This window comes from Xanthomonas populi, from assembly GCF_002940065.1.
Taxonomy (GTDB): Bacteria; Pseudomonadota; Gammaproteobacteria; order Xanthomonadales; family Xanthomonadaceae; genus Xanthomonas; species Xanthomonas populi.
On the sequence record NZ_MDEJ01000004.1, the window covers coordinates 1 to 21051 of the forward strand.

The 21051-nt window shown below is 64.7% G+C and carries 17 protein-coding genes, 2 other RNA genes and 2 pseudogenes; 13 read left to right on the plus strand and 8 right to left on the minus strand.

Features of this window, described 5'->3' with window-relative positions; genetic code table 11:
* Positions 1-135 precede the first annotated feature (135 nt).
* Positions 136-212: non-coding RNA, sX9 sRNA (locus XpopCFBP1817_RS01175), on the minus strand.
* 139 nt (positions 213-351) lie between these two features.
* On the opposite strand from XpopCFBP1817_RS01175, the gene XpopCFBP1817_RS01185 reads away from it, so the two are divergent.
* The 3 genes from XpopCFBP1817_RS01185 to XpopCFBP1817_RS23680 are packed head-to-tail and all read left to right on the plus strand — an operon-like array spanning position 352 to position 1529.
* The gene (locus tag XpopCFBP1817_RS01185) at positions 352-855 is read left to right on the plus strand and encodes an ECF-type sigma factor (RefSeq protein ID WP_128415631.1); all 504 of its coding nucleotides are present in this window, start codon (positions 352-354) and stop codon (positions 853-855) included.
* 25 nt (positions 856-880) lie between these two features.
* Entirely contained in the window at positions 881-1165 is a 285-nt protein-coding gene (locus XpopCFBP1817_RS23675) for a tetratricopeptide repeat protein (RefSeq protein ID WP_128415632.1), read from the plus strand.
* Between the two features lie 7 nt (positions 1166-1172).
* The gene (locus tag XpopCFBP1817_RS23680; protein WP_341865981.1) at positions 1173-1529 is read left to right on the plus strand and encodes a tetratricopeptide repeat protein; all 357 of its coding nucleotides are present in this window, start codon (positions 1173-1175) and stop codon (positions 1527-1529) included.
* 321 nt (positions 1530-1850) lie between these two features.
* Here XpopCFBP1817_RS23680 and XpopCFBP1817_RS01200 read toward each other — a convergent pair whose 3' ends face one another.
* Positions 1851-2132, minus strand: a complete 282-nt coding sequence (locus tag XpopCFBP1817_RS01200) for a DUF2782 domain-containing protein (protein ID WP_128415634.1) — start codon at positions 2130-2132, stop codon at positions 1851-1853.
* A gap of 76 nt (positions 2133-2208) precedes the next feature.
* Between XpopCFBP1817_RS01200 and polA the strand changes: the two genes are divergently transcribed.
* Positions 2209-5010, plus strand: a complete 2802-nt coding sequence (gene polA / locus XpopCFBP1817_RS01205; protein ID WP_128415635.1) for a DNA polymerase I — start codon at positions 2209-2211, stop codon at positions 5008-5010.
* A 424-nt stretch (positions 5011-5434) separates the two neighbouring features.
* Here polA and hemF read toward each other — a convergent pair whose 3' ends face one another.
* Both hemF and XpopCFBP1817_RS23850 read right to left on the minus strand, forming a co-directional pair.
* Positions 5435-6334: an oxygen-dependent coproporphyrinogen oxidase gene (gene hemF / locus XpopCFBP1817_RS01210; RefSeq protein WP_128415636.1), complete on the minus strand. Its 900-nt coding sequence runs from the start codon at positions 6332-6334 to the stop codon at positions 5435-5437.
* A gap of 387 nt (positions 6335-6721) precedes the next feature.
* Positions 6722-6913 (minus strand): annotated as a pseudogene (locus XpopCFBP1817_RS23850) (IS110 family transposase); the annotation flags it as partial.
* Positions 6914-7927: 1014 nt separating this feature from the next.
* Here XpopCFBP1817_RS23850 and XpopCFBP1817_RS01220 point away from each other — a divergent pair.
* Positions 7928-8203 (plus strand): hypothetical protein, encoded by a 276-nt coding sequence (locus XpopCFBP1817_RS01220; protein ID WP_128415637.1) that lies wholly within the window; start codon positions 7928-7930, stop codon positions 8201-8203.
* Positions 8204-8650: 447 nt separating this feature from the next.
* On the opposite strand, the gene XpopCFBP1817_RS01225 is transcribed toward XpopCFBP1817_RS01220, so the two are convergent.
* From XpopCFBP1817_RS01225 to XpopCFBP1817_RS01235, 3 genes are all read right to left on the minus strand, one after another.
* Positions 8651-8727, minus strand: a non-coding RNA gene (locus tag XpopCFBP1817_RS01225) — sX9 sRNA.
* Positions 8728-8815: 88 nt separating this feature from the next.
* Positions 8816-9130, minus strand: coding sequence for a hypothetical protein (locus tag XpopCFBP1817_RS01230; protein WP_128415638.1), 315 nt, complete (start codon positions 9128-9130; stop codon positions 8816-8818).
* A gap of 162 nt (positions 9131-9292) precedes the next feature.
* The gene (locus XpopCFBP1817_RS01235) at positions 9293-10636 is read right to left on the minus strand and encodes an AMP-binding protein (RefSeq protein WP_128415639.1); all 1344 of its coding nucleotides are present in this window, start codon (positions 10634-10636) and stop codon (positions 9293-9295) included.
* A gap of 396 nt (positions 10637-11032) precedes the next feature.
* Between XpopCFBP1817_RS01235 and XpopCFBP1817_RS01240 the strand changes: the two genes are divergently transcribed.
* The 4 genes and pseudogenes from XpopCFBP1817_RS01240 to XpopCFBP1817_RS23855 form a co-directional block, all read left to right on the plus strand.
* Positions 11033-13393 carry a S9 family peptidase gene (locus tag XpopCFBP1817_RS01240; RefSeq protein WP_167393781.1) on the plus strand — a complete coding sequence of 787 codons (2361 nt, stop codon included), beginning with the start codon at positions 11033-11035 and terminating at the stop codon, positions 13391-13393.
* A gap of 317 nt (positions 13394-13710) precedes the next feature.
* Positions 13711-14427: a hypothetical protein gene (locus tag XpopCFBP1817_RS01245; protein WP_128415641.1), complete on the plus strand. Its 717-nt coding sequence runs from the start codon at positions 13711-13713 to the stop codon at positions 14425-14427.
* Positions 14424-14999, plus strand: a complete 576-nt coding sequence (locus tag XpopCFBP1817_RS01250) for a hypothetical protein (RefSeq protein WP_128415642.1) — start codon at positions 14424-14426, stop codon at positions 14997-14999. The genes XpopCFBP1817_RS01245 and XpopCFBP1817_RS01250 overlap by 4 nt, the downstream gene beginning before the upstream one ends.
* A 553-nt stretch (positions 15000-15552) precedes the next feature.
* Positions 15553-16049, plus strand: a pseudogene (locus XpopCFBP1817_RS23855) (IS110 family transposase); the annotation flags it as partial.
* A gap of 321 nt (positions 16050-16370) precedes the next feature.
* Here the strand turns inward: XpopCFBP1817_RS23855 and XpopCFBP1817_RS01260 are convergent.
* Positions 16371-17219, minus strand: a complete 849-nt coding sequence (locus tag XpopCFBP1817_RS01260; protein WP_128415643.1) for an ABC transporter ATP-binding protein — start codon at positions 17217-17219, stop codon at positions 16371-16373.
* Between the two features lie 144 nt (positions 17220-17363).
* Here XpopCFBP1817_RS01260 and XpopCFBP1817_RS01265 point away from each other — a divergent pair, with 144 nt between their 5' ends.
* From XpopCFBP1817_RS01265 to XpopCFBP1817_RS01280, 4 genes are all read left to right on the plus strand, one after another.
* Positions 17364-18230, plus strand: coding sequence for a DesA/ISL3 alpha bundle tail domain-containing protein (locus XpopCFBP1817_RS01265; protein ID WP_128415644.1), 867 nt, complete (start codon positions 17364-17366; stop codon positions 18228-18230).
* 61 nt (positions 18231-18291) lie between these two features.
* A complete protein-coding gene (locus XpopCFBP1817_RS01270) occupies positions 18292-18615 on the plus strand; it encodes an EF-hand domain-containing protein (protein WP_128415675.1) in 324 nt (107 codons plus the stop codon).
* Between the two features lie 60 nt (positions 18616-18675).
* Positions 18676-19413 carry an ATP-binding cassette domain-containing protein gene (locus tag XpopCFBP1817_RS01275; protein ID WP_128415645.1) on the plus strand — a complete coding sequence of 246 codons (738 nt, stop codon included), beginning with the start codon at positions 18676-18678 and terminating at the stop codon, positions 19411-19413.
* On the plus strand, positions 19410-20882 hold the full coding sequence (locus XpopCFBP1817_RS01280) for an ABC transporter permease/substrate-binding protein (protein ID WP_128415646.1): 1473 nt from the start codon (positions 19410-19412) through the stop codon (positions 20880-20882). Before XpopCFBP1817_RS01275 ends, XpopCFBP1817_RS01280 begins: the two co-directional genes overlap by 4 nt.
* The last annotated feature ends 169 nt before the right edge of the window (positions 20883-21051 follow it).

The window sequence follows — 21051 nt, forward strand, 5'->3', positions numbered from 1 at the left end:
TGGAGCGATTACGCACACTGCCCGAACACGTCTACAACCAGATGGTCATGGGCTGAAAAACGTGGGGATACCTCAGTGTCTGACCCGGCCGGCCCGACGCGCGTTTGCCAGCGACGGCGCAAGCAAGCTAAGAGCGGCTAACAAAACGTAGCGAGCAGTCGTCAGGTGGGTGCGGACGGCGCGCTCAGAACCGGAGTGTACGAGTGGTACATGCCGATTCCGAGCACCGGCCGCGCCCGCCTGGCGGTGAGCGCAGTCGTTTTGTTAGCCGCTCTAAACCGTTTGGTTTTGAAACGCCCACCAGATCGCCAATGCGGGATAGTGCGTTCCCACGCAGGCGAGGTGGGCCCGATGTCCGAACTGCGGATCACCGAGTTGTTGCAGGCTTGGCAGCGTGACGGACCCGGCGCGGCCGATGCATTGGCGCGGCAGGTGTACATGGTGCTGCGCGAGACCGCGTTGCGGGCGCTGCGGCGCAATGCGCGCGGCGGGCTGCAGGCAACCGAGCTGGTGCATGAGGCGTGGATGCGGCTGGAGCAGGGCCAGCAGGGGTTTCAGTCGCGCGCGCATTTCTACTCGGTTGCCGCGCAGCAGATGCGCCATCTGCTGGTGGATCTGGCGCGGCAGCAGGCCAGCGCCAAGCGGCTTGGGCAGGCGGTGACCTTGACGATCAGTCTGTCCGATGGCGCGCCGCGACCGGAGGCATTGCTGATGGTGGCCGATGCCTTCGACAAGCTGGCGCGCGTGGACGAGCGCACGGCCAAGGCCTTCGCGCTGACCGACATTCTGGCCGACGTTGGGCAGCTGGCCCCAGCGATAGCGTTGCAGCGCAGCCTGGCGGATTGCCGAACGTAGACCAGAACATTTCCTGGTGCTGTCGATGCGCAACAGCCTGGCCGTATTTTTGCTGATGCAGCGCGATTTTGCCGCTGCCGAAACCGAGCTTGCCTCGCTACTGCGCGTCACCCGCAAGCTTTACGGCGATAACGCCGCAGATACCTTGATGGTTGAGAGCAACTTGGCCGGCACGTTGCGTCAGCAGGGCAAGCTGGCCGACGCCGGCCCGCATTGTCGCGCTGCGATGGAGCGCGCGCGCCGCGTTTGGCGACGATGCGCGGGCCACGATCACCTACCGCAGCAACTATGCCTTCTGGTTACTGGATGAGCGCCAGGTGGATGCCTCGCTGGCCGAACAGCGCGCTGCGCTGGCCTCGTCCTTGCGTGTGTTGGGCCGCGCGCACCCACAGACCGCCGAGATCCTGCGCGGCATGTCCGAAGCCGAGCGAAGGCTTGGCCAAAGCGTCGCGTCGCGCGATCACGCCGAGCAGGCGCTGCAGATTCTGACCGGCATCTTTGGCAACGCAGAAGAGCCCTTGCGCGCCGCGGGCCAGACTTGGCCCTGGTCACGCCGATCAGGACGCTGCCAGCCAGCGACAGCACTGGCACGCAGACCGCCGCCGCGATTGCCCAACGCTGAGACGAATTGCCGGGTTGACGGCGGGCCGCTGCCGGATAGTCGCTCCAACTGACAGCGCCGGGGCCGTGCTCCTGCAACAGGCCGCGCGCCTGGCCGAGCTGCATGTCTGCCCGACGGTCTCTGGTGCGGTGGCGCCGGTGGGTGAGCAACGCGCTGCGCTGCGCTGCCGCCGAGTGATCCTTGCGGCACTGGCGACAGGTGGATGCGCATCGGCATATGACAGCCGGCCCATTCACGAGCGGGCGGCGCAGGCACGCGCGCGTGTCACAGATGGATCACACGCTGCTCGCCACACAAGGCCGACGTTACCGGGACGAGCGGTTGAAGAGCCGCTGTGCTCATGCTCTTCGGTGTCCGACTCCCGAACTCTGAATCACCAGCTATACAGTTTCCAATACACCTTGTTGAACTTGTCCCTTTCCGCATCGGTATGGCCGTCGTGATCGCGGTCGTACAGGAAGTAAGGCGCACCGCTTGCGGGCGTCACGCGCACCATTTCCAGCTGGCCGTTGACGCGGTACTCGTCGACCTTGTCGCCGTTACCCATGGTCTTGCTGGTGACATCCGCACCGGCCGGCACACGGCCACCGGCACCACTGGTGGCGCAACCGCCGACCAGCAGTAACGGCAGCAGCAAAAGACTTACTCTCATCATCGTGGTCATCCGTTGAAGTCGCCTGTCAGTATGCGCTGGCGCGGTGCGGCGTGGGCGTGCAGCGTAGAATTGGGGCATGAGCAGATTAGTCCTGATCGACGGGTCCAGTTACCTGTATCGCGCGTTCCACGCGCTTCCGCCGCTGACCAATGCCCAGGGCGAGCCCACCGGCGCTTTGTTCGGCGTGGTCAACATGCTGCGCGCCACCTTGAAGGAGCGCCCGGCCTATGTCGCGTTCGTGGTGGATGCGCCGGGTAAGACCTTCCGTGATGACGTGTATGCCGATTACAAAGCCAATCGCCCGTCGATGCCCGACGACCTGCGCGCCCAGGTGCAGCCGATGTGCGACATCGTGCATGCGCTCGGCGTCGACATCCTGCGCATCGATGGCGTGGAAGCCGACGATGTGATCGGCACGCTGGCCCTGCAGGCGGCGGCCGACGGCCTGAGCGTCACCATTTCCACCGGCGACAAGGACTTTGCGCAACTGGTGCGCCCGGGCATCGAACTGGTTAACACCATGAGCGGCAGCCGCATGGATTCGGACGAGGCGGTGATCGCCAAGTTCGGCGTGCGCCCGAATCAGATCGTCGACCTGCTGGCGCTGATGGGCGACACCGTCGACAACGTGCCCGGCGTGGACAAGTGCGGCCCCAAGACCGCCGCCAAATGGCTGGCCGACTACGACTCGCTCGACGGCGTGATCGCCAATGCCGACAAGATCAAGGGCAAAGTCGGCGACAACCTGCGCGCCGCATTGCCACGCCTGACGCTCAACCGCGCGCTGGTCACCATCAAGACCGACGTGACCCTGGCCAGCGGCCCGCGCGCGCTCGACCTGCGCGAGCCCAACGCCGAAACGCTGGCGGTGCTGTATGCGCGCTACGGCTTCACCCAGGCATTGCGCGAACTCGGCGGCGCCGCTGCCCAGGCCGGCCTGCTGACTGAGCCGATGGCGCTCGGCGCCGCCGCAGCCAGCGCCCGCACCGAACCCGGCCGCGCGCGCGGCACCGGCTTCGTGTCCGGCCCGGTCAGCGCCCCGTTGGAAGTGGACCCGGCACTGTCCGCACCCGGCCAGTACGAGACCATCCTCACCCAGGAACAGCTCGACAGCTGGATCGCGCGCCTGCGAGCGGCCGGCCAGTTCGCTTTCGATACCGAAACCGACAGCCTGGACCCGCTGCAGGCCGATTTGATCGGCCTGAGCGTGGCCGCCGAGCCCGGCCAGGCGGCGTATCTGCCATTCGGCCACAACTTCCCCGGCGCTCCGGCCCAGCTCGACCGCAGCCAGGCGCTGGCGCAGCTGGCACCGCTGCTCACCGACCCTGCGGTGCGCAAGCTCGGCCAGCACGGCAAGTACGACCTGCACGTGATGCGCCGCCACGGCATCGCCCCGGCCGGCTACAGCGACGACACCTTGCTGGAGAGCTTCGTGCTCAATTCCGGCAGCGCCCGCCACGACATGGACAGCCTGGCCAAGCGCTACCTCGGCTACGACACGGTCAAGTACGAAGACGTCTGCGGCAAGGGCACCAAGCAGATCCCGTTCGCCCAGATCAGCCTGGAAGACGCCACCCGCTACGCCGCCGAAGATGCCGACATCACCCTGCGCCTGCACCACGTACTCGGCCCCAAGCTGGCCGCTGAACCCGGCCTGGAGCGCGTCTACCGCGAGATCGAGATGCCGCTGGTGGAAGTGCTGGCGCGCATTGAAGCCAACGGCGTGTGCGTGGACGCCGCCGAACTGCGCCGCCAAAGCGCGGACCTGTCCAAGCGCATGCTCGCCGCCCAGCAAAAAGCCACCGAGCTGGCCGGCCGCACCTTCAACCTGGATTCGCCCAAGCAATTGCAGGCGCTGCTGTTCGACGAGCTCAAGCTGCCCGCCGTGGTCAAGACGCCCAAGGGCCAGCCCTCGACCAACGAAGAGGCGCTGGAAGCCATTGCCGACCAGCACGAGCTGCCCAAAGTGATCCTGGAATACCGCGGCCTGACCAAGCTGCGCAGCACCTACACCGACAAGCTGCCGGAGATGATCCACCCGCGGTCCGGGCGCGTGCACACCAGCTACCACCAGGCTGGCGCCGCCACCGGGCGGCTGTCTTCGTCCGATCCCAACCTGCAGAACATCCCGATCCGCACTGAAGACGGCCGCCGCATCCGCCGCGCCTTCGTCGCCCCGCCCGGACGCAAACTGATCGCCTGCGACTACTCGCAGATCGAACTGCGCATCATGGCGCACCTGTCCGGCGACCCCGGCCTGGTGGGGGCGTTCGAATCCGGTGCCGACGTGCACCGCGCCACCGCGGCCGACGTGTTCGGTCGCACCATCGACACCGTCAGCGGTGACGAGCGCCGCGCCGCCAAGGCGATCAACTTCGGCCTGATGTACGGCATGAGCGCCTTTGGCTTGGCCCGTCAGCTGGGCATCGACCGCGGCGAGGCGCAGGACTACATCGCGCTGTACTTCAGCCGCTACCCGGGCGTGCGCGACTTCATGGAAACCACTCGCCAGCAGGCGCGCGACAAGGGCTTTGTCGAGACGGTGTTCGGCCGCCGGCTATACCTGGACTTCATCAATGCCGGCAGCCAGGGCCAGCGCGCTGGCGCCGAGCGCGCGGCCATCAACGCGCCGATGCAGGGCACCGCCGCCGACATCATCAAGCGCGCCATGGTCAGCGTGGATGCCTGGATCGCCGACCACGCCGCGCGAGCGCTGATGATCCTGCAGGTGCACGATGAACTGGTGTTCGAAGCCGATGCCGATTTCGTCGACACCTTGCTGGGTGAAGTCACCACGCGCATGTCGGCCGCCGCGCAATTGCGCGTCCCGCTCGTGGTCGATTCCGGCGTTGGTGATGATTGGGATCAGGCGCACTGATGCAGCAAATGATGCTGATATGTTTTATAGGCATACAAGATATAATGCAAATCCAGCCTGCGCCGATGGAATGAATAACCGCTAAATTCTACATGGTTTTAACAGCTATCTTCACGATCCATCAATGTAGAAAATGGTGTTATATCTCTAGACGGGCGCAACGCCTGTCGGCAGGTCTCTCCCATCCCCTGGAGTAGATCTCGGAGCGGAAACTACTCCCCAAGTTTCCGTTCCCCGGCCCCGCTGACCTCCCCCTGGTCTGCGGGGCTTTTTATTTCCAGGCGATACATCTTTCCTGCTTCGCAACATAACCGGTTCATTGCGCTGTGCAACTGCATTGGTTACCTCAGCATTACAAATTTAAATGGGCCTAATTAATTCAATCAAACGGCATTTCATCCAATGTCATGTTTAATCGGCATGTTCAGCCCAGCCAATCGCGCGGTACCAGATAGTCCATCAGAAGCGCCTCGGCGCTGCCCGGTTCCGGTGTGAATCCGTATTCCCAACGCACCCGCGGCGGCAGGCTCATCAGGATGCTCTCGGCGCGCCCGCCGCTTTGCAGCCCGAACAGGGTGCCGCGGTCGTAGACCAGGTTGAACTCCACATAGCGGCCGCGACGGTAGAGCTGGAACTCGCGTTCACGCTTACCGTAAGGCGTGTCTTTGCGGCGCTCGACGATCGGCAGGTAGGCATCCAGAAGTCCGTCGCCGACCGCGCGCTGATAGGCAAAGTCGCGCTCGAAGTCCTTATCCAGGTCGTCGAAGAACAACCCGCCCACGCCACGCGTCTCGTTGCGATGACGCAGGAAGAAGTACTCGTCGCACCAGCGCTTGTGCGCCGCATAGCGTTCCTCGCCAAACGGCGCGCACAACGCCTGTGCGGTGCGGTGCCAATGCAGCACGTCTTCGTCGACCGGATAGAACGGGGTCAAATCGAAGCCGCCACCAAACCAGGCCGCCACCACCTGCCCATCGCGTTCGGCGCGGAAGTAGCGCACGTTGGCGTGGGTGGTGGGGATGTGCGGATTGTGCGGATGGAACACCAGCGACACGCCGCAGGCGCGCCACGTCGCCCCCGCCAGCTCAGGCCGATGTGCACTGGCCGAAGGCGGTAAGCGCGAGCCGGACACATCTGAAAACCCGATGCCCGCCTGCTCGAACACCGCCCCATCGCGCAGGATGCGGGTGCGTCCGCCACCGCCTTCCTCACGCTGCCACAAATCTTCGGCAAAACGCGCGTTGCCATCGATGGCTTCCACGGCAGCGCAGGTCCGGTCCTGCAAGCCGGTCAAATAATCGCGTACACGGTCGAATTCGTTCATGACACGATTCTAAGCGGTGCATGGCGCTTCTTGCATTGGGGGCGAACGCGCCAGTTTTTCGCAGGCCGACGCAATGCTTGGCGTCGGCAGCGAGCGGCGCGAGCACCGTGCCCTCGACTGACTAGCTTTTGGCTGCATCCAAGCAACGGCAAGACTCCATATCTGTGTCGCAATGAGCTGATTGAACGATGTGGACGCGTCAGTTGCAGGGCGATAGGGCTGCCAATTCGCCGCCAGGGCCCTTGCCCGCCCACCATGGCGGGACACGCCGCAAGGACGTCTTGTAGCAACGGTGTTTTTGGAGGGGGCTCTAACCGTTCCGGAAGCGGGGCAGGGCAGTGCCGGCCGCTGGACGGCAGCCATCGGGCTGTTTCAGAGCATGCGCACTCACCTCGTAACGGCTTGGGCCTCTCGCGCTCGGGCGTTGAGGATGACGCGCATCTTTCGCATCGCCGCCACGACAGCGACCTTGCCGGGCTTTCCGCGTGCTCGCAGCGACCGGTAGAACTCCCGGATCCGCGGCTTGTGCTGGATCGCAGACAGGCACGCCATGGACAGGTTGTCGCGCACGCACGCGCGCAGCTTTCGCTGCCAGGGTTCCATCGGTTGAGAGGGACCTAGCTCCAGCGTGCCAGCCATGCAGGCGAGATTGGCGGCGTCCAGACGATCTGTGTTTGCCGGCAGGCCGATAGCAGCGGCGAACGCATGGCAGCGGCGCGCACCGGACCACCACGTGACCGGCGTCGAACAGGGCATCCAACACTGTCTGTTCGTATCCGCCACAGGCCTCCAGGACACGCTGGCCAACCTCACGGTGGGCCAGCCAGGACAACAGCTTTGTGACCCGCAGGTGTGTTGTGAAACTGCGCGAAAGGGCCGCAGTGGACGGACATATCCAACATGCTCCGTTAGGCTTGAAGGCGCGCGAGCTCCCCCCCGCCTGCCCAGCCTTACCGCTACGCGCGGCAACTCTGGCAACTGTTCGAGCGCAACAGGGCAGAGACCGGCGTGGGCACCCGGCTACACGACCATCGGTAACGATCCAGGCTCTCGCGGTGGCCCACGTCGGCTCCTCGGCACCCAGCCTGGCAGACTCCGAACAGCGCAGGCGCTTTGCCGGCATCCATGCCGCAGAAGGTCCCGCGGCGGTGGGCGGGCAAGGACCAGTCGGGATGGTCGGCATGCACGGTTGCAAGCAATGCGGCCCGCGCGGACGCCGATGATGCAGCATCTGATCAGCTCCTTTCGATCAGACCGACGTCACTGCGCTGCCAAGTTCAAATCATCCTGCCTTGCAGTTTCGATAGCACACCACCAACTTAGCAGACGTGACGTCCCCCCTCGGTGCCGGGACCCCATGGCGGCATGGATGCCGCCACGGCGCCTTATGTGTTTGGAATCTGGCTGTTTGGGTGGCGAGAGCCGGCGTGGGCCACCGTTGGAGCCTGGATCTGAACGATCGCCTTGGGGCTTGGTGCCCACGCCGGATGCTCCCTTGATCCGGCCGGACAGTTGCACAAGGTGACCCGCGAAACGAGAAGACTGGGGCAAGCGAGGGAGCTCTGGACATGTCCAGCCTGGCGGAGATGTCCTATGAGCGGAATCGGGATCGATGTGTGCAAAAAATCCCTGGACGTCGCGGTTTTTCAAGGCGAGGCCGGTCAGTTCACCACCACCTCAGGCGGTCACCAGCAACTTGTCGATTGGCTGAGTACGCTGTCGGCGCGGCAGGTAGTGCTGGAGGCGACAGTGGGCTACGAGCTGGCAGCGCTGGATGACTTGCATCACGCCGCACTGGCGGTGGCGCGCGCCAATGCGCATGGACGGGCCCGGAGGAAACCGATCGTAGGTCGCGGATCAAGGCCCTGATCAACACAGTTGCTCCATGGATGGATGCACGGCGTGTCACGCGGGCGGTGAGGGTATCGCGCCCTCGACCTTCGATGCGCTTCCGCACCGCGACGACATTTGTTAGCGAGTTTCCATACACGCAATGTTGCTGTCATCGATGCAGCGGTCGAAAAGTTTTGTTAGCCGATCTTAGTGGGCGCACTGCGCTGGATCGATGTCGGTGATAGCGCCGTTGTCATTTGCCATCAGCTTGGCTGATTCAACCATTTGGCGCGGCAGACCACTTGCCTGCCCACTCGTCGCCCAGCACATTGGCCCTTGCAAGATCACTGGCTGTCGCGTGCTGTTGCAACCAGGCGATGTCGTCGTCGATCACCACGCGTGATCGCGGGCTGGCAGTTGCCTGCAACTGCTGGCTGCCGCGTCGATACAACGCCAAGGATCTCGCAAGATCCGGTTTAGAGCGGCTAACAAAACGTAGCGAGCAGTCGTCAGGTGGGTGCGGACGGCGCGCTCAGAACCGGAGTGTACGAGTGGTACATGCCAATTCCGAGCACCGGCCGCGCCCGCCTGGCGGCTGCGCAGTAGTTTTGTTAGCCGCTCTTAACTACCTGCGCCAGGAAGAAGCGTTCACCGGTATCGCGGCGTGGCGCAGGGGCGGCCGCCAAGACCAGCGAGGTTGGGGCCCTCCTTGGTGGCGACGACCTTTCGCTCACGGGCACGCTGCGCGCGCCACATCAGCTCGTCGTAAGTGGCGAGTTGCTGCTCGATCACATCGCAGCGATCACGCGCGATGGCCAGGCGGCATGTGGCAGCGGGATCACCTTGCTCGGCGCGACGACTGAGATCGTCGAAGACTTGGCGTAAAGGCGTCGGCGGGCGGTAGCGGCGCCGACGCGACGACAGGCTTGGCTTGTCTGGCAGGCATGACAGCGTCGGGTGCATGCACGGGATCTGCCTCAACTGCCCGGTCGGGGCGATGCCATCGCAGCCACGCCACACACCTCGCCACGATCGCAAGTGCGACCACCGCACCGATCACCAATGTCCTGTTTGCAGATCCGTTGCGCATGCGGCCACTCCTGCTTGGTGTCCGGCAAGTATCGCTCAGCCATTGAGCAAGCCCAGCACCACATCGCGTGGCAGCTTGCCGGTTTCGTTGCGGGGCAGTGCGGGGAGGTTGCGAAGGCGGCGCGGCAGGAACACCGGGTCGATGCAGACGCGCAGGGCGGCGAGGATCTGCGCTTGGTCCAGGGTCGGCGCGACCACCAGTGCGGCGATGCGGCCGACGGCCTGCCCGGATTCCGGTGTGAGCTGCACGATGGTGCCGTCGATCACGCCGGGGATGGCGAGCAGGCGGCGGGTGAGGTCGGCCAGGGATGCGCGTTTGCCGGCGATGTCCAGCAGATCGGCCTGACGGCCGCGCACCTGGAAGCGGCCGTCTTCGGCCACGTCCATCATGTCGGCCAGCAGCACCGGCGTTGCCAGATGCGGTGCATGCACCAGCGTGCCGGCATCTTGTATTTCCAGGCGCACGCCGGGCAGCGCTGTCCACGCCGCTTCCAGTGCCGTGCGGCGCACGGCGAAGACGCAGGTTTCGGTGGAACCGAACATCTCGCGCACTTCGCCGCCAAAGCGTGCTTCGGCGGCAGCGGCGATGTCCTGCGCCAACGGTGCGGTGGCGGACACAATGCCGGCCAGTGGCGGCAACTGCGCGCCGGATTCGACCAGCGCGCGCAGGTGCACCGGTGTGGTCACCAACAGACGCGGCTCAGGAATCTCGGCTAGCGCGTGCGCCACATCGTCGGGGAAGAACGGCCGCCCGGCATGTACCGCCAGCGTGGTCACCATCGGCAACAGCACCGACAATTCCATGCCATACATATGCTGTGGCGGCACCGTGGCCACCACATGCGGTACCGCGTCGGTGTGCGCCCACAGGCTTTGCAACGCGACCAGATCCTGGCGCGTGCTGGTCAGAAAACTGCCCCAGGTCTTTGGATTGGGTTGCGGGATGCCGGTGCTGCCGGAAGTGAAGCCGATGGCAACCAAAGCGTCATCTGCCAGTTGCGGCATCGGGCCATCGGCCTGCGGCAACGCGGCCGGCAATTGCCAATAGCGTGGTGGCGCCAGCTCCAGTGCAAGATCGCCCAGGCAATACGCATCGGCATGCTGCGCCTGCACTTCGCCAATCACTGCCGGTGCGCGCGAGGATGGCAGCAGCGACACCTGGCCGCGCAGTGCGCAGGCATAGAAGGCGACCATGAAGCGATAGCGGTCTTCGCATAGGTTCACCGCGTGCTGGCCATCCGGCAGCTGCTGCGCCAGACCGTGCACGTGCGCGATGAACGTCGCCAGATCCACCGACTGCCCCGCCCGCCAGGCCAGCGGCCGGCCGGGCGCGCCAACGGCCATCGGGTGGGAAACAACGCAAGCAGGCAGGCTGGACATGTGAACCGACAGTCGCAAAAGCGCGCTAGCTTGGCCGGCACCTGAGCTGCTGGCAAGTCGGGAGGTTTCTGGCTTCGCTGCAGCACCGGATGTTCGGAACGTGGCCGTCTGTGTACGTGAAGCGCCCTTGACGTGCTGCAAGTGCGCATCGCGACGTGCAATGCCTTCAAGGTGATGCGGTGACATCGGCGAGCTCGCGCGTTGCTGCCGTGGGTGGACTGCGCATCCACCGCCGGAGCGCAGATGGTCGAGTTCGCCACTTGCGCAGACCCAGCCGCTTCGACGACACACTGCACCCCCCAATCCGCACATGACCTGTGGCCCAAGCCCCCGGTAGAAGCGAACTGCTAGGCTTGCCCGCTCCTCGCTGCGTCCAGTTTGTTGCCGATGCCCAGATTGTTGCTGCTGTCTTCGTTGTTGCTGGCGGTCACTGCCCACGCGCAGTTCGCCGCACCGCTCACCATCGAACAGGTGATGGCCGACCCGGACTGGATCGGGCCACCGGTGGATCAGGCCTGGTGGCAGTGGGATGGCAAACAGGTGCAATACCTGCTCAAACGCGAGGGCAGCCCGGTGCGCGACACCTATCGCCAGGGCACCGGCGGCGCAGTGGCAGAACGTGTGGCCGATAACGCCCGCGCCGGCCTGGATGCGGCCAACCCGAGCTACGACGCAACGCGTCAACGCATGCTGTTCGCACGCAATGGCGACATCTTCCTGCGCGATCTCCGCTCCGGCGCGCTGACCCAGCTGACCCGCAGTAACGACGTCGAATCGCGTCCGCAATTTGCCAGCGATGGCGGTGCGATCTGGCGTGCGGGCAACACCTGGTATCACTGGCGTGCCGATGGCGGCACCGCACAGGTTGCGGTGGTCAAGGCAGAACGCGATCCCAACGCCGCGCCCAAGGCCGATGTCTTGCGCGAGCAGCAACTGGCCACGCTCGCCACGTTGCGTCGCGATCGTGAGCAGCGCGACGCATTGCGCACGCAGGAAGACACCTGGCGCCGCGCCGATGCCACGCGTGCCACTGCACCGGTCTATCTGGGCGATGAGGTGGAGATCGTCGACAGCGCGTTGTCGCCGGACGGCCGCCATCTGCTGGTGGTCACCCAGGCCAAGAGTGCCGAGGAAGGCCAGGCCGGCAAAATGCCCAAGTACGTGACCGAATCCGGTTACGAAGAATTCCAGGAAGTGCGCACCCGCATCGGTCGCAATGCACCGGTGGCGCATGCGTTGTGGTTGGTGGATGTCTCCGCGGGCACTGCCAAGTCGCTGTCGTTCGACCCGTTGCCGGGCATTGCCGTCGATCCGCTGGCTGCGCTGCGCAAGGCCGCCAAGCGCGATGCGCTCAAGGGCAATCGCGGCGTGCGTGTGGAAAGCGACGGCGACGGCAGCGGGCCGGCCTTACATTGGAGCGATAACGGCCGCAATGTGGCAGTGGAGATTCGCGCGGTTGACAACAAGGACCGCTGGATTGCCAGCGTGGATCTGGCCAAGGCCACGCTGCAACCGCGTCATCGCCTGAGCGATGGCGCGTGGATCAACTGGGACTTCAACGACTTCGGCTGGCTGCCCGACAACCGCACGCTGTGGCTGCTGTCCGAAGAATCCGGTTATTCGCAGCTGTACACGGTGGAAGGCAACGGCAAGCCGCGCCAGCGCACACGCGGCAAGTGGGAAGTGTCGATGCCGGTACCCAGCGCCGATGGCAGCGGCATGTTCTTGCTGTGCAATCAAAAATTGCCTGGCGATTACGAAGTGTGCAAGCTCGATCTGCGTAACGATCGGCTCAGCGAAGTCACTGCATTGAACGGCGTGGAAGACTTCAGTCTGTCGCCGAACGGGCAGCAGTTGCTGGTGCGTTACTCCGACAGTTATCTGCCGCCGCAACTGGCGGTGGTGCCGGCAACCGGCGGCCAGGCCACGGTGCTGACCGATACGCGCACAGCCGCCTTCAAGGCGCAGCCGTGGATCGCACCGCAGTACGTGCAGGTGCCGTCCAAGCACGGAGCCGGCACGGTCTGGGGCAAGTACTACGGGCCGCAGAAGCCTGAGCCAGGCAAGCAGTATCCGGTTGTGATGTTCGTGCACGGCGCGGGCTATCTGCAAAACGTCTCGCAGCGCTACACGCCGTATTTCCACGAGCAGATGTTCCATAACCTGCTGGTGCAGCAGGGCTACATCGTGCTGGATCTGGACTACCGCGCATCGGCAGGTTACGGCCGCGATTGGCGCACCGCGATCTACCGCAACATGGGCCACCCGGAGCTGGAAGACTATCTGGACGGTCTGGACTGGCTGGTGACGCAGAAGCAGGGCGACGCCACACGCGCTGGTATTTATGGCGGTTCGTACGGCGGTTTCATGACTTATATGGCGCTGTTCCGCAGCCCGGGTACGTTCAAGGCCGGCGCGGCGTTGCGTCCGGTCGGCGACTGGATGCAGTACAACCACGAGTACACCTCCAACATCCTCAACACCCCCGAGCTCGATCCGCAGGCGTACAAGATGTCTTCGCCGATCACCTACGCCGAAGGGTTGCGCGACCATCTGCTGATCGCGCACGGCATGATCGACGACAACGTGTTCTTCAAGGACTCGGTCGACATGACCCAGAAGCTGATGGAGCTGCACAAGGACAACTGGCAGGTGGCACCGTATCCGCTGGAGCGCCACGGCTTCACGCGTGCCGATTCGTGGCTGGACGAATACAAGCGCATCCTCAAGCTGTTCAACGAGCAGGTGAAGCCGTAAGGCATGCCGCTGTAGGCGGGCGATGCGTGATGCGTCGCCCGGCTCAGACCATGCCATGCGTTGGCAGCGTCCAGATCTTGCGGCAAGCAGCAGCTCGCCCACATTGCACACGTGGTGTCGCGCCGCGTCGTGCCGCGCAACGCAACAACTTACCTGGCACTCACCTTCACGTACGCAACTGGCTCTAAGCTTGACGCAGGATCGGCAGATCGCTGGCGCATCGCGCTCCGCTCTGCATCGGTCTGCCGCCCGACCGGAGCGCCGCCGGCACCGCAGCGGCTTTCCATTCACTGACCGGCGCGCAGAAGGTAATCGCGATGGGCCTGTGGGACCGATTGTTTGGACGCAAGACCCCGGCGGCGAAGACGCCGCGAGCCGAACCGACAGCAGCGCCTGCCGCCGTCGCCGATGACACGGAAACGCAAGCCGAGATCGACCCCGCATTGCTGCCCGCGCTGAGCTTGTTCCAGCGCGGCGATCAGGTGGGCGCCTACAACGCCGCGCAAGCGCAGCTGCATCTGGGTGCCGATGCACAACGCTTATGTGCATTGGCATTGAGCGCGCTGGACCGTTATCGCGAGGCGTATCCGCATTGGCTGGCGCTGTACGAGTTGGAGCCTACCGCGCACAACGCGCTTCAGCTGGCGACCACCTCGGTGATGTGCAACGAGATCGATCGTGGCGAGCAGTGGTTGCTGACCTTCGACGATTTTAACGCGCAAGAGCGCTCGACCTCGCCGGCAACCGCACGCACCAGCTTCCTCACCGCGCTCACCCGCGCCGGCTACGGTGCGCATGCATTGCCGCATCTGGAGTGGTTGCGCGAGGCGTATGCGGGGATGTCGATCACCGACAGTCATTTTCTGTACGTGCGCGGGCTGCCGTTTTTGGAAGCCTTCCTGGAGCGCAGCACGCCGTTGTTGCGCGCGTGTCTGCCGGACGATGCGCTGCCGGGTTGGTACGCGCAACTGCAGCCGTCGCTGGATCCTGATGGCCAGGCTGCGGTGGCCTCACATATCGCATCGCTGCAATGAACGCACCGCTGCCACCGTCTTCGCGTTCGCGCGGCGGCTTTGTCACGCCGCTGGCATGGGTGGCGTTGCTGCTCGGGCTGGTCAGCGCGATGGGCCATCTGCTGCAGATCATGATGATCGCGATGATGCCCGGCGCGACGTCGATGGGGTTGCCCGAAGGCATCACGCTGCCCGCGTCGTGGCAGTGGCTGATCGATCATGCGCTGTCGTTGTCGGTCGCAGGTGCGGTGCTATCGGCGGCGTTTGCGTGGCTCAGCTGGGCATTGTTGCAGCGACGCGAGTGGGCGCGGGTCGGGTTCGTGGCGGTGTTGTTGGTGACTGGTCTGCTCAATTTCGGCGCGCTGGCGCTGATCGGGCCGTTGTTCGAGGGCGCGCAGGCGATGCTACCTGCCGATGTGCTGCACGGCCCGGCGTGGCCGGAGTTGCAAGCCCGCCTGCAGGCAACGCGCCAGGCTGCGTTTCTGCTGACAGCGATAGGCGTATTGGCACTCGGCTGTATCCACGCAGCGCTGGCATGGCGGTTGTGTACGCCTGGCGTTCGCGCTGAATTTGCTCCATCGCGCGAGGTGTAATCATTCGCTGAGGTCTGCGTGGGCTGTTGGCTTGGACAGCGTCAACAGCGCGGCTGCGCGTCGAGGGCGCGATGCCCTCCACCGGTTCCGGGACATGCCGTAAATCCATTCATGGAGGCTCCGTGGCGGCATCCATGCTGCCACAGGGTCCCGCAACCGGTGAGGACACCGCGCCTGCCGAGTTTGTTGTGTGCGGATGGATAACCTAAAGCAATAGTAGAGGGCGCGATGCCCGCACCAGAGAGTTTGCTGGTTGTTTTGTTGAAAGCCATGCACACCGACACTCTCAACTGGTCCTTGCCCACCGCCGCGGGACCTTCTGCGGCATGGATGCCGCATAGGCGCCTGCTCTGTTCGGAGTCTGCCAGGGCTGGGTGTCGAGAGCCGACGTGGGCCAGTGTGAGAGCCTGGATCGTTACCGATCGTCGTGTAGCCGGGTGCCCACGCCGGTTTCTGCCCTGTTGCGCCCGAACAGTTGCCAGAGTTGCCGCGCGTAGCGGTAAGGCAGGGCAGGCAGGGGAGCTCTCGCGCCTTCAAGCCTAACGGAGACGGNCCGCGGCCCTTTCGCGCAGTTTCACAACACACCCGCGGGCCACCGCAAGTTGTTGTCCTGGCTGGCACACCATGAGGTCGGCCAGCGTGTCCTGGAGGCCTGTGGCGGATACGAACAGGCAGTGCTGGATGCCCTGTTCGACGCCGGTCACGTGGTGGTCCGGTGCGCGCCGCTGCCATGCATTCGCCGCTGCCATCGGCCTGCCGGCAAACACAGATCGTCTGGACGCCGCCAATCTCGCCTGCATGGCTGGCACGCTGGAGCTAGGTCCCTCTCAACCGATGGAACCCTGGCAGCGAAAGCTGCGCGCGTGCGTGCGCGACAACCTGTCCATGGCGTGCCTGTCTGCGATCCAGCACAAGCCGCGGATCCGGGAGTTCTCCCGGTCGCTGCGAGCACGCGGAAAGCCCGGCAAGGTCGCTGTCGTGGCGGCGATGCGAAAGATGAGCGTCATCCTCAACGCCCGAGCGCGAGAGGCTCAAGCCGTTACGAGGTGAGTGTGCATGCTCTGGAACAGTCCGATGGCTGCCGACCAGCGGCCGGCACTGCCCTGCCCCGCTTCCGGAACGGTTAGAGCCCCCTCCAACAACACCGTTGCTCTCCCGCAGGAGAGGGGTGATCTGCTGACGGTGCCTGTTATTGCGTAGATCATTCCGAAAGCTATTACATCTTGACCAGTTCAACGCGTTGACTTAGCAGGTGCGGCAATAGATATGTTTCGGTTACGTTCGTTTGTCAACGGCCGCCGATCAAACAACCCATTTCAACCGCAGCTGCCCGATGAACGTCCCCTGTCAAAGCCCATGCCTGCAGGTAGCTCAGCGTTCCCCAGCCGTGGCCCAATACCGCTCGCCGTCGCGTTGCACCCGCACCGGGCCGTCGAATACCGCCGACAGGCTGGCGTCAGTGAGCAGGGCTTCACGTGTGCCATCGGCCACAACGCTGCCGGCACGCAGCAGGATCACCCGCGCGATCTCTGGCACGATCTCTTCGATGTGGTGGGTGACCAGCACCAGCGTGATGCCTTGTTTGGCGAGGTGACGCATGCTGTCGAGCAGATGCTGCCGCGCGACCAGATCCAGACCGGTGGACGGCTCGTCCAGCAACAGCGCCTGCGGCCGGTTGACCAATGCGCGCGCGATCAGCACGCGGCGGGTTTCGCCGGCCGACAGTTCGGCAAATTGCCGATCCAGCAGCGGCAAGGCGCGCGCCAGTGCCAATGCCTCACGTGCCCGCGCGCGCATGTCCCCGCTGATGTCACGATGCGGCGGCACCACGTAGCTGGCGAAGAAGCCGGACAGCACCGCACTTTCCACATCCAGCCCCGGCACGTCGGCCAGGTTGACACTCAGATCACTGGTGACGATGCCCAGCTGCGAACGCAACCGATCCACCTGCCAGCGCGTCTGGCCCAGCACTCTCACCGGCGGTTGGCCGTCGGCACGCACCAGCGGGTACAGCTCGCGCGTGATCAGTTTGATGAAGGAGGATTTGCCGCAGCCGTTGGGCCCCAAGAGGGCGGTGTGCTGCCCGAGCGCGATGCGCAAACTGAGGGCATGCAGCACGCGCACCTGCCCGCGCATCACGCTGGCCTGGTCGAGTTCGATCAACGGGACGGCATTGTCAACAGCAGCGGGAGTCGCAGAAAAACCGGCAGCAACAGTCATACGGATGACATCAAGTGGGTTGGGAAAGGAAACGTGCGAACCGCTTAGGAATGCAGGTAGCACCCTACGCATCCGAAGGGTGAAGTTTGCCGCTATCGCCCCCATCATGTCTGTATCAACCCAAACGATGGCGCCGCTGTGGAGATGCCGACGTTGTCCGATCCGATCATCGACTTCCTTATCTCCGGCGTGGCCGGGCTGGGTGTATGGAGCATGCTGGCGGTGCTGCTGGTATTTACCCAGCTCACTCTCTTTGCAGTGACCTTGTACCTGAATGGAAGCCAGGCCCATCGCGGTGTGGACTTCCATCCGGTGGTGGCGCACTTCTGGGTCGCCGGTGCGGTCAATCGCCCTGGCCACTGGTGGGGCTATCGCACTTTCGAATCGGGCGACACCTCCGCCAATCTGACCCCGTGGGCGTTGTGGATCGGTGGCGAAGAACTGCACAACAACCATCATGCGTTCCCGAGCTCGGCGCGGTTTTTGATGCGGCGCTGGGAGCTGGATATCGGCTGGGTCGCGATTCGCGGTTTGCAGGCCTTGGGTCTGGCCAAGCTGCTGCGCGCGGTGCCGTCGCTGGATATCCGCCCGAACATCGCCGTACCCGATGCCGATACGCTCAAGGCATTGCTGTCGCATCGCTTCCAGGCCATGACCGACTGCCAGCGCAACGTGTTCAAGCCGGCACTGCGCGAAGATGCCGCCGCCACCTGCGCCAAGCTGCGGCAGTTGCTGCCGCGGCGCTTGCGCAAGGGCCTGGTCGATGATGGGCGTTGGCTCACGCCCGACGCGCGCGAACAGTTGCAGCGTTGGGTGGTCGAACGTCCGCGCATGCGCACGCTGGTCGCGTACCGCGCGCGCTCGGCCGCCGTGCTGGAAGCGCGCAGTCATGATGCGTCCGAACGCCTCAAGCACTTGCAGCAGTGGTGCCACGAGGCCGGAGCCAGTGGCAATGCCGCCTTGCAGGCATATGCGGCGCGGCTCACGGGTTATGCACTGAGTGGGTCCTAAGCGCGGCGGCACGCATGCTGTTGTGCGTGCGCGCAGATCGCATGGTTTGGTCGTGCGCGGCATGCTGATGGCGGGTGGTGTGTGCGCTCCAGCGGTTGTCGCGCAGGCCCAGGTGCAGGACAGCCAGCAATATCTGCAACGCATGGATACCGATGGCGATGGCCGGGTCAGTCGCGATGAATATCTGGTCTGGATGCGCTACGCCTTCGATCAGCGCGACCTGGACCACGACGGCGTGCTGCAGGGCGAGGAGCTACCGGGCCGTCGCAGCAAGCCAATCACCCGCGCGGCGCACCACGCCACGCTGATCGAGCGTTTCGCGCGGCAGGATGCCAACGGCGACGGCTCTCTGAGCGCGCGCGAGTTGTTGGCGCCGCCGCGGTGATGTGCGCTGGCACGCCTGCCTTCGCGCTCATCTGACGCCACCTTCGGCAAGCTCGCGCGTATGTTCACTCTCGATCAGGTCAGCCGTCGCTACGGCCAGGCCATCGCCCTCGATGCGGTCACGCTGACGTTTGCCAGTGGTGCGACCACTGCCCTGATCGGCCCCAGCGGCGCCGGCAAGTCCACCGTGCTGCGGATGTTGGTCGGGCTGGAATGGCCGGACAGCGGCACGGTTGCCTTCGATGGCACGCCGCTGCAACGCGCCAGCCTGCAGGCGCAGCGGCAACGTATCGGTTATGTGATCCAGGAAGGTGGGCTGTTTCCGCAGCTGGATGCGCGCAGCAATGTGGTGTTGCTGGCACAGACGCTGGGCTGGACGCGGCAACGCATCGATAAGCGCCTGGAGGCCTTGTGTGCGCTGTGCCAGTTGCCGCCGGAGTTGCTGGCGCGCTATCCGGCCGAGCTATCGGGCGGGCAGCGCCAGCGCGTGGGGTTGATCCGCGCCTTGATGCTGGATCCACCGGCCTTGCTGCTGGACGAACCGCTCGGTGCACTCGACCCCATCGTGCGCTACGACCTGCAAGCGCAGATGCGCGAGCTGTTCGCTCAACTCGGCAAGACCGTGGTGCTGGTGACGCACGACGTTGCCGAAGCGGCGTACCTGGCCGACACCTTGGTCCTAATGCGCGCCGGCCGCGTGCTGCAGCAGGGCAGTGCACGCAGTTTGCTGGAACAGCCAGCCGATCCATTCGTGCAGCGCTTTCTCACCGCGCAGCGCAGCATTGGCGACGCCGCATGAGCGCGCGCGCACTGCTCGCAGTTGCACTGCTGATCTGCAGCCTCGGTGCGCATGCCGCGCAGGTGACGATCGGCTCGAAGAACTTCACTGAAGCAGTCCTGCTGGGCGAGATCGCCACCGCTGCCGGCCAGCGCGACGGCGTGGACGTGCAGCATCGCGCGCAGCTCGGTGGCACGCGCATCCTGTGGCGTGCGCTGGAAACCGGGCAGATCGATGCGTACGCCGAATACACCGGCACGCTGGCGCAGGAACTGCTGCAGATGCCCAAGGCCAGCCCGGCCGAACTGCGTGTCGCACTCGATGCACGCGGCCTGGCGATGACCGACTCGCTGGGTTTCCAGAACACCTATGCCTTCGGCATGCGCGCCGAACGTGCGCAGGCGCTTGGCATCGCGACGATGTCGGATCTGGCCCGGCAGCCAACGCTCACCATCGGGCTGAGCAACGAGTTCATGCAGCGCGCCGATGGCTGGCCCGGCGTACGCGCCGCGTATGCATTGCCGCAGACCGCGGCCGGACTGGATCACGATCTGGCTTATCGCGCGCTGCAGAGCGGGGCGATCGAAGTCACCGATCTCTACAGCACCGATGCGGAAATTCCGTATTACCAGTTGCAGGTATTGCGCGACGACCGCCACTATTTTCCTGACTATCAGGCGGTGTTTCTGTATCGCAAGGACCTGGCGCAACGCGCACCGGCGATGCTGAAGAAATTGCAGGGGCTGCAGGGACGCATCGACGAGGCGACCATGCAGCGGCTCAACGCACAGGTGAAGCTGCAGCGTCAGTCCGAAGCGGCTGTGGCTGCCCAATGGTTGGGCGTCAGGCCCGCATCGGAAGCCGATTCGCGTATCACCCGCTTGCTGCGATACACGCGCGAGCATCTGGCCCTGGTCGGCATCTCGTTGGGGTTTGCGTTGTTGATCGCATTACCGCTGGGCGTGCTGGCGGCGCGGCGACCCCGGCTCGGGCAGGTGGTGCTGTCGTTGACCGGGGTGCTGCAGACCTTGCCGTCGCTGGCGGTGTTCGTCTTCATGATTCCGCTGTTCGGCATCGGTGCCAAGCCAGCGATTGCCGCGTTATTTCTCTATAGCCTGCTGCCGATCGTGCGCAACACGCATGCCGGGCTCACCTCGATCCCGCGCGAGTTGCGCCAGACCGCCCAGGCGATCGGGCTGCCGGCGTGGACGCGCTTGTGGCGCGTGGAGTTGCCGTTGGCGCGTCGCACGATCGTCGCCGGCATCCAGACCGCAGCAGTGATCAATGTGGGTACCGCCACGCTGGGCGCGTTGATCGGCGCGGGTGGCTATGGCCAGCCGATCCTCACCGGCATTCGTCTGGATGATATCGGGTTGATTCTGGAAGGCGCGATTTCTGCGGCGGTGCTTGCGCTGTTGGTGCAGGCGGTGTTCGAGGGCCTGGAGCGCTGGGTTACCCCGCGTGGGTTACGGATCAGCCAGCGTGGGTAGGTTTCTGCCCTAGATCGTTGGTGAGTGCGCGCTTTAACGGTGCGCGCGGTTTCTAGATCCATGCCACCGTAAACCGTAGGAGCGTGCTGGCGCGCGATGTGGTATCGCCGGGAAAGGCCAGTCGCGGGCAAGCCCGCTGCTACCAACAGCCGTGCCAACGTCGCGACTA